This is a genomic window from Streptomyces sp. NPDC034085, assembly GCF_055575555.1.
Genome location: NZ_JBVISL010000001.1, coordinates 1,098,635 through 1,111,557, shown reverse-complemented (window position 1 = coordinate 1,111,557; position 12,923 = coordinate 1,098,635). Strand labels below are relative to the sequence as shown.

Genomic DNA, 12,923 nt, shown 5'->3' with positions numbered 1-12,923 from the left:
CAGATGTGGAAGCCCGGTAACGGGTGGAGCTGACTGGTACTAATAGGCCGAGGGCTTGTCCTCAGTTGCTCGCGTCCACTGTGTTAGTTCTGAAGTAACGACCGTGTTGTCATCCGGTTGGTTAACTTCATAGTGTTTCGGTGGTCATAGCGTTAGGGAAACGCCCGGTTACATTCCGAACCCGGAAGCTAAGCCTTTCAGCGCCGATGGTACTGCAGGGGGGACCCTGTGGGAGAGTAGGACGCCGCCGAACAATCATTGTGGGAAAGCCCCGCACCTTCTGGTGCGGGGCTTTTCTGCGTTTGCGGCCCTTTATGCGTGAGCACCGACGCCTTCCTGTTCCTTCACCAGTCGGCGGGGTAGCTCTTCAGGCTGCTGGTGTCGAGCGTCCAGCGGCCGGCGGTGACGGTGTCCCCGAAAGCGTGGGGGACCTTCTTGCGGTAGCGGATGCCGTCGGGCCCTTCCGAGGGTTCGCTGTGCACCGTCACGGTCTTCTTGTCCCTGCGGGGGTCCACGACGACGTACAGCGGGACCCCCATCCTCGGGTAGTCGTACAGCTTGTCGCGGATGTCGGTCAGCGAGTTCGTACGGGAGACGACCTCCACCACCAGCAGGACGTCGCGGGAGTTCACGACCTTCGCGGTGTCGTCGGTGTCCTCCTCGGCGATGACGCGGCTACAGGCGGCCCGCGGCTTTCAGGGCGAGGTAGGTGTCGGCCAGGGCGGGGGCCAGGTCGTCCGGGGTGGCGTCGACGACGTGGACGCCGTGGCGGCTGAGCTGCTCCGCCGTGCGGCGGCGCTGGGACTGGGTCTGGGTGGCGGCCGCGGCCTCGTAGACGGCGTCCAGGGAGCCGCGGGACGCGGCCATGGCGGCGATGTGGGGGTCGGCCACGGAGGCCAGGACGACCGTGTGGCGCTGCGTCAGCTGGGGGAGGAGCGGCAGGAGGCCCTCTTCCACGGGGGCGGCGTCCAGGCTCGTCAGGAGGACCACCAGGGAGCGGCGCGGGGCGCTGCGCAGGATGGTGGAGACCAGGGTCCGGGAGTCCGTCTCGACCAGTTCGGGTTCGAGGCCGGCCATGGCGTTCACGAAGGCGGGGAGGGTGTCGGCGGCCGATCGGCCCTGGACCTGGGCGCGGAGGCGGCGGTCGTGGGCCAGGAGGTCCACGCGGTCGCCGGCGCGGGTCGCCAGGGCGGCCAGCAGCAGGGCCGCGTCCATGGCGGAGTCGAGGCGGGGCGCGTCGCCGACGCGTCCGGCGGAGGTGCGGCCGGTGTCCAGGCAGATCAGGATGTGGCGGTCGCGTTCGGGGCGCCAGGTGCGGACGGCGACCTTGTGCTGGCGGGCGGTGGCCCGCCAGTCGATGGAACGGGTGTCGTCGCCGGGTACGTAGTCGCGCAGGCTGTCGAACTCGGTGCCCTCGCCGCGGGTCAGCAGGCTGGTGCGGCCGTCCAGTTCGCGCAGGCGTGCGAGGCGGGAGGGGAGGTGCTTGCGGCTGGTGAAGGGCGGCAGGACGCGGACCGTCCAGGGGGCGCTGTGGGAGCCCTGGCGGGCCCACAGGCCGAGGGGCCCGTACGAGCGGACGGTGACGGCCGCGGCCTTGCGGTCGCCGCGCCGGGTGGGGCGCAGGCGGGTCGTCAGGCGGCGTCGTTCACCGGCGGGGACGGTCAGCTCGTGGCGGGAGGCGGCCGTTTCGGTGCCGGGGGGCCAGCTGCTGGGGGGCCAGGCGTCGCGGATGCGGGCGCGGAGCGTGCGGGTGCCGGGGTTGGTGAGGGTGAGGTGGACGTCGGCGGTCTCGCCGAGGCGGACGGCGGTGGTGCCCGTCCGGGTGAGCCGCAGGCTCCGTACGGGCACCGCGAGGGCGCAGTCGACCGCGCAGGCCAGGGCGAGGGAGCCGTTGACCGCGAGGATGCCCGTCCAGCCCGGTTCGAGGATGCCGACGGGGAGGCTGCCGAGGGCCGCGAGCAGGGCGGCGCGTCCGGTGGGGGCCATCAGCGGGGGACGGGGACGTGGGTGAGGATCGCCGAGATGACGGAGTCGGCGGTGACGCCCTCCATCTCGGCTTCCGGGCGCAGCTGGACGCGGTGGCGCAGGGTCGGCAGGGCGAGGGCCTTCACGTCGTCGGGGGTGACGTAGTCGCGGCCGGTGAGCCAGGCCCAGGCGCGGGCGGTGGCGAGGAGGGCGGTCGCGCCGCGGGGGGAGACGCCGAGGGTGAGGGACGGCGATTCGCGGGTGGCGCGGCAGATGTCGACGACGTAGGCGGCGATTTCGGGGGAGACGGTGGTCTCCTCGACGGCCTTGCGGGCGGCTTCGAGTTCCCGGGCGCCGGCGACCGGGCGGATGCCGGCGGAGTGCAGGTCGCGCGGGTCGAAGCCGGCGGCGTGCCGGGTCAGGACGCCGATCTCGTCCTCGCGGGAGGGCAGGGCGACGGTGAGCTTGAGGAGGAAGCGGTCCAGCTGGGCTTCGGGGAGGGGGTAGGTGCCCTCGTACTCGACCGGGTTCATGGTGGCGGCGACGAGGAAGGGGTCGGGGAGCGGGCGCGCGGTGCCGTCGACGGTGACCTGGCGCTCTTCCATGGCTTCGAGGAGCGAGGACTGGGTCTTGGGGGGCGTGCGGTTGATCTCGTCCGCGAGGAGGAGGTTGGTGAAGACGGGGCCGTCCTGGAAGGAGAACTCGGCGGTGCGGGCGTCGTAGACGAGGGAGCCGGTGACGTCGCTGGGCATCAGGTCGGGGGTGAACTGGACGCGCTTGGTGTCGAGTGCGAGGGAGGCCGCGAGGGCGCGGACGAGGAGAGTCTTGGCGACGCCAGGGACGCCTTCGAGGAGGACGTGGCCGCGGCACAGGAGTGCGACGACGAGACCGGTGACGGTGGAGTCCTGTCCGACGACGGCCTTGGCGATTTCGGTGCGGAGCGCTTCCAGGGAGGAGCGGGCGCTGTCCGTGGTGGCCGTCATGAGGTGCGGACCTCTCTTTCGAGGGCGTCGAGGTGGTCGGTGAGCGCGACGAGTGCCGCGTCGTCGGCGGGGGTGGCGCCGAAGAGGGTGGTGGCCGGGTCGGGTCCGGCCGCGTGGGGCAGGCGGGCGGAGACGGCGGGGACGAGGGCCTCGGGGTCGTGGGCCCGGGCGGGCGGTACGCCGACCAGGGGGGCGAGGCGTTCGCGGGCGGCGGCGCGCAGCACGGTGGCGGCGCGGTCGCGGGCGGAGGCCTTGCGGTAGAGGCGGGCGCGGCCCTCGGTGGTCTCGGAGGCGCGGATGGCGACGGGCAGGTTCTCGGTGACGAGCGGGCCGAGGCGGCGGGCGCGCCAGAGGGCGGCGAGGACGGCGGCCACGGCCAGCTGGAGGAGGGCCCACAGCCAGCCGGCGGGGACGAGTTCGAGGAGGCTCTTGTCGTCGGCGGGGCCGTCGGGGGGCATGTCCGCGAGGGTGGGCAGGTACCAGACGAGGTGGGGGCGGGAGCCGAGGAGCTGGAGGGCGAGGGAGGCGTTGCCCTGTTCGGCGAGGTGCTGGTTGAGCAGGATCCGTTCGGAGCCGAGGAGGACGGTGTCGCCGCCCTTGGTGGTGCCGGGGAGTACGAGGACCGTGGGGTCGCCGTCGCTGGGGTAGCAGGCGGTGGCTGCGGGGAGGGCGGTGGTGTAGCGGAGGCCGTCGCCGGTGCCGGCGCGGCCGGCGGTGGTGGCGGGCAGGGCGCAGCCGGGGTCGAGGTCGTCGCTGTCGGTGGAGGACTTCGCGTGGGCGGCGGGTGCCAGGTCGGGGAGGCTGAGGCCGGTGGGGGCGATGAGGACGGTGCGGCCGCCGGAGAGGTCGATGGCGGAGCGGATGGCGCGCCGCTGGGGTTCGCCGAGCAGGTCGGGGGCGGTGACGAGGAGGGTGGTGCGGGGTCCGGCCGCGGCGGCGGCCTCGTCGGCGTTGGTGACGACGCGGGTGGTGACGCCGCGTTCCTTCAGGAGCTGGGCGAGGGCGCGGCTGCCGTCCCGGTCGGCGGAGCGGGGGTCGAGGAGGCCGTGGTGGTCGCCCGCCTGGAGGCCGGCGAGGGCGAGGGCCGCGGCGAGGAGGATGCCGAGGGCGAGGAGCAGGCCGCGGGCGCGGGCCCAGAGCTGGGCGCCGGTGAGGGCGGTGGAGGTAGCCGCGCGCCGGTCCGTGCCCTGGCGGGGCGCCGGGGTGGTCCGGGTGGTGTCCGGGCCGGCGGGGGGCGGGGTGGGGCCGGTCATGCGGTGGGTCCCGTCAGGAGCGGCTTGGCGCGTTCCAGGGTGAGGTCGAGGGTGCGCAGGCGGGCGTAGGCGTCGGCGTCGGCGGTGCGGCCGCCGTAGGTGACGTCGTCGAAGGCGCGGGCGGCGGTGCGGAGGTCGTCCGCGTGGGCGGGGAGGGAGACGGCGGCTTCGGCAGCGGCCTCGTCGGCGGTGCGGCCGGGCCGGGGGTCGAGGAGGGTGCGTTCCTCGAGCGAGCGGACGAGGGCGCGCATGCGTTCCTGGACGGCTTCGTTCCAGCGGCCGGCCGCGGCGTGGGCGTCGGCGGCGGCGCGGTGGTCGGCGGCGCTGCGGGGGCCCTCGGCGAAGAGGGTGCCGCCGGCGGCCGGGGTGCGGCGGGGGGTGCCGAGCCGCCACCACAGGGCGGCGAGGACCAGGAGGACCAGTACGGCGATGGCGAGGAGTCCGGCCCAGCCGCCGGGGGTGGCTCCGGAGGCGCGGTCGAAGAAGTCGCCGAGCCACTCCCAGAAGCGGTCCAGGGCACGCTGGAGCAGCCCCGGCTCGTCCTGGTGGTAGGCGGGCTTGGCCAGCTCGCGTTCGGCCGCCTCGCGGGCGGCGTCGCGCGGGGTGGTCAGCGGTGGTGTCTCGGCGGCGGGCAGCAGGGCCGTGGCGCCGGTGGTGATGAGTCCCCCCGTGCTCATCGGTGCGTCAGCCTCCGGGCCGTTCGGCGGCGGTGGGGGTGCCGTAGCCGTCGAGTCCGGCGGCTCGGGCGAGCTCCAGGTCGAGGGCCTCGCGGCGGATGCGCTGGTCGATGTAGAGGAGGGTGGTGACGCCCGTCTGCATGGGCACGGTGACGGTGGCGCCGACGACCCCGCCGATCGCGCTGATGATCAGGAAGGTCCAGCTCGTGGTGGCGGAGCCGTTGAACAGGCTGCTGATGCCTCCGGGGGCCGCGAACAGGGCGATGCCCGCGAAGGGCGTCACGATCACCATGCTGGTGATGGCGCGGATCAGCCAGGTCAGCAGGCTGATGCCGCAGATCCGCCACCAGGAGCCCTTGACCAGTTTGGCGGAGCGCTTGAGGGCGGCGACGGCCGTGCCGCGCTCCAGCATGAGCGCGGGCGGGGCCAGCACGAAGGTGACGTAGAACCAGGCCAGGAGCAGGAAGCCGACGGGGATGCCGAGGGCGGTGAGGGCGGCGCTGCCGGCGAGGATGCCGGGGAGCGTCGGGAGCCCGACGGCGGCGACGGCGCCCAGGAGCAGCAGGGCGATCAGGGCCAGCATGCGCGGTGCGAGGGGGCGTACGGCCTTCAGGGTGCCGGAGACGGTGGAGGCCTGGCCGAGGACCGCGCGGCTGACGACGGGCGCGAGGAGGGCGGTCACCAGGATCAGCCCGAGGATCTCCAGGTAGTACTGGAAGGCGTAGACGAGGGCGGTGTTGCCCATGACGCCGAGGGCCTGGGAGCGGGTGAGGTCCTCGTCGGCGACCGGGAGGCCGTCCAGCCAGGCGCGCTCGACGAGGAGCAGGGCGAGCTGGGAGAGGGCGGCGACGACCAGGCTGACGGAGAGCACGGAGCGCCAGTGGCCGCGCAGGGTGCCGACCGCGCCGTCGAGGATCTCGCCGAGGCCCAGGGGGCGCAGGGGGATCACACCGGGCTTGGCGGCGGGCGGGGGGCCGCCCCAGCCGCCGGGGTACTGGTACGGGGCTCCGGGGGCGGGGTGGGTTCCCCAGCCGGGGGCCTGCGGCTGCGCGGGCGGGGCCGGCTGCGGTGTCCGGGCGGGCGCGGGGCTCGACCACTGGCCGGCCGGCGGCTGGGCCGCGGACCACTTGCCGCCGGGGGTGCCGGCGCCGGGGTCGGCAGCGGAGCCCGGGCCGGATCCCGTACCGTCAGCGGAGCCGGGGTCGGCAGCGGAGCCGGACGGCTGAGCGGCCGGCCGGGCGTCGTCGGGGCCCTGGCCGTCGGACGGGGATCCGGGCGCGGCCCAGCCCGGAGAGTCGTTCATCGTCGCTCCTTCACGTGCACCTGCCGTGGCGGGCGCGCTGGTCGGCTGCCATCGTGCCATGGGGGAGCTCTGCTCGGACCGGCCGTCCCCCCGGATCCCGGGCCGCTCGCCCTTCAATTGTCGCGCGGATCCGGGGCAGACTGGTCGTCCTGATCTCCACGCAGGTCCGAGGGGCGATTTCCAGCCCTTTTGGCTGTGGGACAGCTCACCGCCTGGTAACGATTAGCTAATGGGATGATGTCAACCATGAAGGGACGCGTCCTTGTCGTCGACGACGACACCGCGCTGGCCGAGATGCTCGGCATTGTGCTGCGTGGAGAAGGTTTTGAGCCGTCGTTCGTAGCGGACGGTGACAAGGCACTGGCTGCCTTCCGGGAGGCGAAGCCGGACCTCGTGCTGCTCGACCTCATGCTGCCCGGTCGGGACGGCATAGAGGTGTGCAGGCTGATCCGTGCCGAGTCGGGCGTGCCTATTGTCATGCTCACCGCCAAGAGCGACACGGTGGACGTGGTCGTCGGCCTGGAGTCCGGTGCCGACGACTACATCGTCAAGCCGTTCAAGCCCAAGGAGCTGGTGGCCCGCATCCGGGCGCGCCTGCGCCGGTCGGAGGAGCCCGCGCCCGAGCAGCTGGTCATCGGTGACCTGGTCATCGACGTGGCCGGACACTCGGTCAAGCGCGACGGCGCCTCCATCGCGCTGACCCCGCTCGAGTTCGACCTGCTGGTCGCCCTCGCCCGCAAGCCCTGGCAGGTCTTCACCCGCGAGGTGCTGCTGGAGCAGGTCTGGGGCTACCGGCACGCGGCGGACACCCGCCTGGTCAACGTCCACGTACAGCGCCTGCGCTCCAAGGTCGAGAAGGACCCGGAGCGCCCCGAGATCGTCGTGACGGTGCGCGGTGTCGGCTACAAGGCCGGACCCAGCTGACGTGCAGCCCGGCAAGGCCCGGAGCGGCTCCCGCCGGGGAGCGCTGCGGGGCGGCCGGCAGCTCCGTCAGATCGCCGACGGAGCACCCGGCGGCCCCCTCCTGCGGCTGTTCGTACGCCTCGTACGCCGGCCGCTGCTCCCGGCTGTCCGGATCTGGCGGCGCAACATCCAGCTGCGGGTGGTCGCGGCGACCCTGCTGATGTCGCTCGCCGTGGTCCTCGCCCTCGGTTTCGTCGTCATCGCCCAGGTCTCCAGGGGGCTCCTCGAAGCCAAGGAGGAGGCCGCCCAGAGCCAGGCCGCGGGAGGCTTCGCGGTCGCACAGGAGAAGGCCAACACGCCCTTCGCCGCCGACGGGCCCGACGCCACCGACAACAAGGTCGGCCGGGACGCCAGCACCTGGATGAACTCGCTCGTCAAACAGCTCGCCAGCGGCGGCCAGACCGCCTTCGAGGTGGTCGCGCTCGGCGCCGGCACCGGTGAGCAGGCCGCCCCGGGCGCCCAGGGCGTCAAGGGCGCCCGCGCCTCCGGGAACGTCGACCCGACCGCCAGCGTCCCGCCGGCGCTGCGCCGCTCCGTCAACCACGCCACCGGCACTTTCAAGACGTTCTGGCAGATCCGGTACACCGCCGGGGCCGGGGAGAAGCCGCCGGCGCCCGCGCTGGTGATCGGCAAGCGGCTCACCGACATCAACGGCGACCCGTACGACCTGTACTACCTCTTCCCGCTGACCCAGGAGGAGGAGTCCCTCAACCTGGTCAAGGTCACCATCGCCACGGCCGGCGTGTTCGTGGTCGTGCTGCTCGGCGCCATCGCCTGGCTCGTGGTGCGCCAGGTCGTCACTCCGGTCCGGATGGCCGCCGGGATCGCCGAGCGGCTCTCGGCCGGGCGGCTCAAGGAGCGGATGAAGGTCACCGGCGAGGACGACATCGCCCGCCTGGGCGAGGCGTTCAACAAGATGGCCCAGAACCTCCAGAACAAGATCCAGCAGCTGGAGGACCTGTCCCGGCTGCAGCGCCGGTTCGTCTCGGACGTCTCGCACGAGCTGCGCACCCCGCTGACGACCGTCCGCATGGCCGCCGACGTCATCCACGACGCCCGGGTCGACTTCGACCCGGTCACCGCGCGCTCCGCGGAGCTGCTCGCCGGACAGCTCGACCGGTTCGAGTCGCTGCTCTCCGACCTGCTGGAGATCAGCCGCTTCGACGCCGGCGCCGCCGACCTCCAGGCCGAGCCCATCGACCTGCGGGACGTCGTACGCCGTGTCATCGACGGGGCCGAGCCGCTCGCGGAGCACAAGGGCAGCCGCATCCGGGTCCTCGGCGACACCCAGCCCGTCATAGCCGAGGCCGACGCCCGGCGCGTGGAGCGGGTGCTGCGCAACCTCGTCGTCAACGCCGTGGAGCACGGCGAGGGCCGTGACGTGGTGGTCCGGCTCGCCTCGGCCGGCGGGGCCGTCGCCGTCGCCGTCCGCGACTACGGCGTCGGACTCAAGCCCGGCGAGGCCACCCGCGTCTTCAACCGCTTCTGGCGGGCCGACCCCGCCCGGGCGCGCACCACCGGCGGCACGGGCCTCGGCCTGTCCATCGCCGTCGAGGACGCCCGCCTGCACGGCGGCTGGCTCCAGGCCTGGGGCGAGCCCGGCGGTGGGTCCCAGTTCCGCCTCACCCTGCCCCGCACCGCCGACGAGCCCCTGCGCGGATCGCCGATCCCGCTGGAGCCCGAGGACTCCCGGGCCAACCGCGCCCGCGCCGCCGCAGAGGCACCCCGGCCCGGCGGCGCCGCCGGGCCGGGCACGCGCCCCGGAGGCGGTGCCGAGCGCGCCGACCGCTCCCCGATACCGCCCAGGCCGGCGGTCACCACCGCCCTGCCGGTGCCCGCCGACCCCACGGCGCTGCCCGGCAACGGCTCCCGGGTCGTCGCCAGGCCCGCCGATCAGCCCGCAGCACAGGAGGATGGACCCGGTGGAGGACGCTGAGCGCGCGTCGGCAGGAGTACGGGGCGGACGGGACGCCGGGGGCGGGCGCGGTCAGCGGGCCCGCACGGGCCGACGGCACCGCGGCACCCGGGTGGCGCTGGCCCTGGGAGCCGTCGGTCTGCTGATCGGCGGCTGCGCCTCCATGCCCGACCGCGGCGAGATCCGCCGGGTGGAGGCCTCGCAGGGCGTCGACTCGCAGGTCCGCGTCTTCGGGGTGCCGCCGGCCGACAAGGCCAGCCCGGCCGACATCGTCGACGGCTTCCTCGAGGCCATGACCAGCGACGACCCGAAACTGGCCACCGCCCGCAAGTACCTCACCGAGGACGCCGCGAAGAACTGGCGGCCCGGCTCCGCCGTCACCGTCCTCTCCGCCGGCCTCGACCGGGTCCCCGTCCAGGGCGACAGGGAACCCGAAGAGCCCCGCTGGAAGATCTACGGCAAGAAGCTCGCGACCGTGGACGAGCGCAGCGCGTACCAGCCGGAGACCGGCGGCGGGCGCTACGAGGAGTACCTCCAGCTCGTCCAGGTCGACAAGCAGTGGCGGATCTCGACCCCGCCCAGCAACCTCGTCCTCAGCGAGTCCGACTTCCAGCGCATCTACAAGCCGGTCAACAAGTACTACTTCGCGGGCAGCACCCTCGTCGCCGACCCGGTGTACGTGCGCCAGCGCACCGACCCCGACACCCGCATGGACCCGACCACGCAGACCGTGCAGTCCCTGCTGGCCGGCCCCTCCAAGTGGCTCGGCCCGGTCGTCTCCACCGCCTTCCCCACGGGCAGCGAACTGCGCACGGGCACCAAGTCCCTCTCGTACGACGGCCAGAACACCCTGCGCGTCCCGCTCAACGGCAGCGCCGCCAACGTCGCCCAGCCGCAGTGCCAGAAGATGGCCACCCAACTCCTCTACACCGTCCGCGACCTGACGACCTCCAAGCTGGACCGGGTCGAACTGCTGCGCCCCGACGGCACGTCCTCGCTGTGCTGGGTCACCGGCTCGGCCGCCGCGGCCATCGCCAACCGGCCGCCGTCGCCGGAACACCAGTACTACGTGGACAAGGACTACAAGCTCGTCCGGATGACCCTCGACGCCAACACCGAGGAGCAGCAGCCCTACAAGCCGGAGCCCGCGCCCGGCCCGCTGGCCACCGCCGCGGGCTTCAAGGTGGGGTCGGCGGCCGTGACGTACGACGAGAAGCGCGCCGCGGTCGTCTCCGACGACGGGCACGGCCTGTACGTGGTGACGCTGACGACGGCGGGGCAGATGCCGCAGGCCCTGCTGACCAGCAAGTCGGGCAAGTTCACCGCGCCCAGCTGGGACGCGCAGGGCGACCTGTGGGTCGCGGACCTCGACCCGCAGGGCCAGGGCCTGTGGCGGGTGCCCGGCGGGACCGGCACCCCGCAGAAGGTGGACGTCGCCGGGCTCGACGGAGGGCGGATCAGCGGGCTGCGGGCCTCCTCGGACGGGGTGCGCATCGCGTTGCTCGTCGAGAAGGAGGGCGGCCGCAGGAACCTCTTCATCGGGCGGATCGAGCGGCCCGAGGGCAAGGGGGACGCCTCCCGGGTGTCGGTGCGCGAGCTGCGCCCGGCGGCCCCGCAGATGGCGGAGGTGACGGCGATGAGCTGGGCGCCGCGCGGCCGGCTGCTGGTGGTGGGCCGGGAGAGCGGCGGGGTGGACCAGGCCCGCTACATGCTGGCCGACGGGTCGCTGGTCGCCGCGAGCCTGCCGGGCGCGACGGGGCTCAACGGGATCGCGGCCGCCGAGGACGAGGCGAAGCCCGTGGTGGCCTCCTCCGGTGAGGACGGCATCGTGTGGCTGCCGCCGGGCGCGCAGTGGCGCACGGTGGCGGCGGGCGGCCGGGCCCCGGTGTACCCGGGCTGACGGGCGGGCGCCGTCCACAGGGGTCGCGGGGCCGGGTGCGGCGCGGCAGGGTGGACGCATGCGGGATTGGTGGCGTGAGGTGGCCGGGCTAGTCCTGCCGGCCGACTGCGCCGGCTGCGGGGCGGCGCGCGTCGTGCTGTGCGGGGCGTGCCGGGGAGCCCTGAGCGGAGCCGGGGCGGGGCGGGTGCGCCCGGTGGCACGGCGGGCGGGGCCGGCGGGGCTGCCGGAGGTGTACGCGGGAGCGCGGTACGAGACGGCCGTACGGGCGGTGGTGCTGGCGCACAAGGAGCGCGGGGCGCTGCCCCTGGCGGCCCCCCTGGGAGCTGCCCTGGCGGCGGCGGTGGCGCTGACGGGGGCGGGCGCGGCTGCGGCCGGGTCCCGGGGCGGGTCCGGCGAGCTCGCCCTGGTGCCGGTGCCGTCCGCGCGGCGGACGCTGCGGGCGCGCGGGCACGACCCGGCGCGCAGGATCGCCCTGGCCGCGTCCCGGCGGCTGCGCGGGGCCGGTGGGGCCGCGCGCGTGGCGCCCGTACTGCGGCTGCGGCGGGCCGTCGCGGACCAGGCGGGTCTGGGGGCGCGGGAGCGGCAGGAGAACCTGGCGGGGGCCCTGGAGGTGCACCCGGGCGGGGCCGCGCTGACGGCGGGCGCTCGGATCGTGCTGGTGGACGACGTGATCACGACGGGGGCCACGCTCGCGGAGGCGGCCCGGGCACTGCGGGCGGCGGGGCTGCGGGCGGACGCGGCGGCCGTGGTGGCGGCTCCGGCGCGGTCGTTCGCGCCGGCCCGGGGACCGGCGGCAACCCGGACAGAGCAAAAATCTTGTGAATAGATTTGGAACCCCTGGGGAATGCGCATCGTTGCAGGTAGTAAGAGGGAACACCCACCTGATCGGAGGTACGTTTCGGTAGCGGGTGCCGACAACCGGCTATGAGAGATATGTTCGGTTGTGAGGAACTGGCGATCCTTCGGCCCCAGGCATCGGAGCACCAGTCCGTCTCTTTATTGGAATCTTCGTCAGTGCCTGCAGGGGGGCTCTCTCACTCCGAAGTCGGTGGGATGTGGATCTTGCCGATGGGGGAGGAGGAGGTGAAAGTCGCCAAGTCCGAGGCTCCGGTGTTCACCGGAGCCTGGTGCGAAAGGGAGACGCTTCGCCGTTGGTGGCGGAGGTCTCCGGGAACGGAGTTCTGCGTGGACATCGTCGTCAAGGGCCGCAAGACCGAAGTACCCGAGCGGTTCCGCAAGCACGTGGCCGAGAAGCTGAATCCCGAGCGGATCCAGAAGCTCGACGCCAAGGTGATCAGCTTGGATGTCGAGGTGTCCAAGGAGCACAACCCGCGCCAGGCCGACCGTTGCGACCGCGTGGAGATCACCCTGCACTCGCGGGGCCCGGTGATCCGGGCCGAGGCCGCCGCCGCAGACCCCTACGCGGCGCTCGACCTGGCACAGGACAAGCTGGAGGCCCGGCTGCGCAAGCAGCACGACAAGCGCTTCACCCGCCGTGGCACCGGGCGTATCCCGGCGGCCGAGGTCGCCGACCGCGTGCCGGGCGTCGCCACCCTCAACAGCAACGGCGAGCCGGTCTACGAGGACACGGAGGAGGGGATTCCGGTCAAGCGGATCGGATCCCTCGAAGTGCAGGGCGAAGGCCCGCTCATCGTCCGCGAGAAGACCCACTCGGCCCGGCCGATGTCGCTCGACCAGGCTCTGTACGAAATGGAACTGGTCGGCCACGACTTCTATCTGTTCGTCGACTCCGAGACCAAGATGCCCAGCGTCGTCTACCGGCGCCACGCGTACGACTACGGCGTCATCCACGTGGACCCCGACGGCGCGTCCAGCTCGGAGCCCTCGGGATCGGGCGCGGGCGGCGCGCTCGGAGGCTGAAATTCACCCCCTGCCCCTGCGGATCGCACGGCGTTCCGCAGGGGCACCTGTATGACTCGTATGAGCCAGATGGATTCCGCCGG

At 73.7% G+C, this 12,923-nt stretch carries 11 protein-coding genes and 1 rRNA gene; 6 read left to right on the top strand and 6 right to left on the bottom strand.

What is annotated here, in order from left to right; genetic code table 11:
- Positions 1 to 136: 136 nt before the first annotated feature.
- Positions 137 to 253, top strand: a 5S ribosomal RNA gene (gene rrf / locus ACZ501_RS05145).
- 91 nt (positions 254 to 344) lie between these two features.
- Here rrf and ACZ501_RS05140 read toward each other — a convergent pair.
- From ACZ501_RS05140 to ACZ501_RS05115, 6 genes are read right to left on the bottom strand one after another with little or no spacing between them, the layout of a single operon-like run.
- Positions 345 to 632 carry a Uma2 family endonuclease gene (locus ACZ501_RS05140; protein WP_468792621.1) on the bottom strand — a complete coding sequence of 96 codons (288 nt, stop codon included), beginning with the start codon at positions 630 to 632 and terminating at the stop codon, positions 345 to 347.
- 43 nt (positions 633 to 675) lie between these two features.
- Positions 676 to 1,986: a DUF58 domain-containing protein gene (locus tag ACZ501_RS05135; protein WP_361609790.1), complete on the bottom strand. Its 1,311-nt coding sequence runs from the start codon at positions 1,984 to 1,986 to the stop codon at positions 676 to 678.
- The gene (locus ACZ501_RS05130; RefSeq protein ID WP_468792618.1) at positions 1,986 to 2,948 is read right to left on the bottom strand and encodes an AAA family ATPase; all 963 of its coding nucleotides are present in this window, start codon (positions 2,946 to 2,948) and stop codon (positions 1,986 to 1,988) included. The genes ACZ501_RS05135 and ACZ501_RS05130 overlap by 1 nt, the downstream gene beginning before the upstream one ends.
- Positions 2,945 to 4,201, bottom strand: a complete 1,257-nt coding sequence (locus ACZ501_RS05125; protein WP_468792615.1) for a DUF4350 domain-containing protein — start codon at positions 4,199 to 4,201, stop codon at positions 2,945 to 2,947. Before ACZ501_RS05125 ends, ACZ501_RS05130 begins: the two co-directional genes overlap by 4 nt.
- Positions 4,198 to 4,878, bottom strand: coding sequence for a DUF4129 domain-containing protein (locus tag ACZ501_RS05120; RefSeq protein WP_468792613.1), 681 nt, complete (start codon positions 4,876 to 4,878; stop codon positions 4,198 to 4,200). Before ACZ501_RS05120 ends, ACZ501_RS05125 begins: the two co-directional genes overlap by 4 nt.
- A 7-nt stretch (positions 4,879 to 4,885) precedes the next feature.
- Positions 4,886 to 6,181, bottom strand: coding sequence for a hypothetical protein (locus ACZ501_RS05115; RefSeq protein WP_468792610.1), 1,296 nt, complete (start codon positions 6,179 to 6,181; stop codon positions 4,886 to 4,888).
- 234 nt (positions 6,182 to 6,415) lie between these two features.
- Between ACZ501_RS05115 and mtrA the strand changes: the two genes are divergently transcribed.
- The 5 genes from mtrA (at position 6,416) to hpf (ending at position 12,840) form a co-directional block, all read left to right on the top strand.
- Positions 6,416 to 7,105 (top strand): two-component system response regulator MtrA, encoded by a 690-nt coding sequence (gene mtrA, locus ACZ501_RS05110; RefSeq protein ID WP_007264442.1) that lies wholly within the window; start codon positions 6,416 to 6,418, stop codon positions 7,103 to 7,105.
- Position 7,106: 1 nt separating this feature from the next.
- Complete coding sequence (gene mtrB / locus ACZ501_RS05105) at positions 7,107 to 9,080, top strand: MtrAB system histidine kinase MtrB (protein ID WP_468792608.1); 1,974 nt, start codon at positions 7,107 to 7,109, stop codon at positions 9,078 to 9,080.
- Entirely contained in the window at positions 9,067 to 10,959 is a 1,893-nt protein-coding gene (locus tag ACZ501_RS05100) for an LpqB family beta-propeller domain-containing protein (RefSeq protein WP_361611443.1), read from the top strand. Before mtrB ends, ACZ501_RS05100 begins: the two co-directional genes overlap by 14 nt.
- A gap of 79 nt (positions 10,960 to 11,038) precedes the next feature.
- On the top strand, positions 11,039 to 11,785 hold the full coding sequence (locus ACZ501_RS05095; RefSeq protein WP_468792605.1) for a ComF family protein: 747 nt from the start codon (positions 11,039 to 11,041) through the stop codon (positions 11,783 to 11,785).
- 359 nt (positions 11,786 to 12,144) lie between these two features.
- Positions 12,145 to 12,840, top strand: coding sequence for a ribosome hibernation-promoting factor, HPF/YfiA family (gene hpf / locus ACZ501_RS05090; protein WP_361610226.1), 696 nt, complete (start codon positions 12,145 to 12,147; stop codon positions 12,838 to 12,840).
- Positions 12,841 to 12,923: the final 83 nt, after the last annotated feature.

Excerpts from the sequence above, each read along its gene's own strand:
- ACZ501_RS05135 (WP_361609790.1), bottom strand. The coding sequence starts at position 1,986 with ATGGCCCCCACCGGACGCGCCGCCCTGCTCGCGGCCCTCGGCAGCCTC.
- ACZ501_RS05130 (WP_468792618.1), bottom strand. The coding sequence starts at position 2,948 with ATGACGGCCACCACGGACAGCGCCCGCTCCTCCCTGGAAGCGCTCCGC.
- ACZ501_RS05125 (WP_468792615.1), bottom strand. The coding sequence starts at position 4,201 with ATGACCGGCCCCACCCCGCCCCCCGCCGGCCCGGACACCACCCGGACC.
- ACZ501_RS05120 (WP_468792613.1), bottom strand. The coding sequence starts at position 4,878 with ATGAGCACGGGGGGACTCATCACCACCGGCGCCACGGCCCTGCTGCCC.
- ACZ501_RS05115 (WP_468792610.1), bottom strand. The coding sequence starts at position 6,181 with ATGAACGACTCTCCGGGCTGGGCCGCGCCCGGATCCCCGTCCGACGGC.
- mtrA (WP_007264442.1), top strand. The coding sequence starts at position 6,416 with ATGATGTCAACCATGAAGGGACGCGTCCTTGTCGTCGACGACGACACC.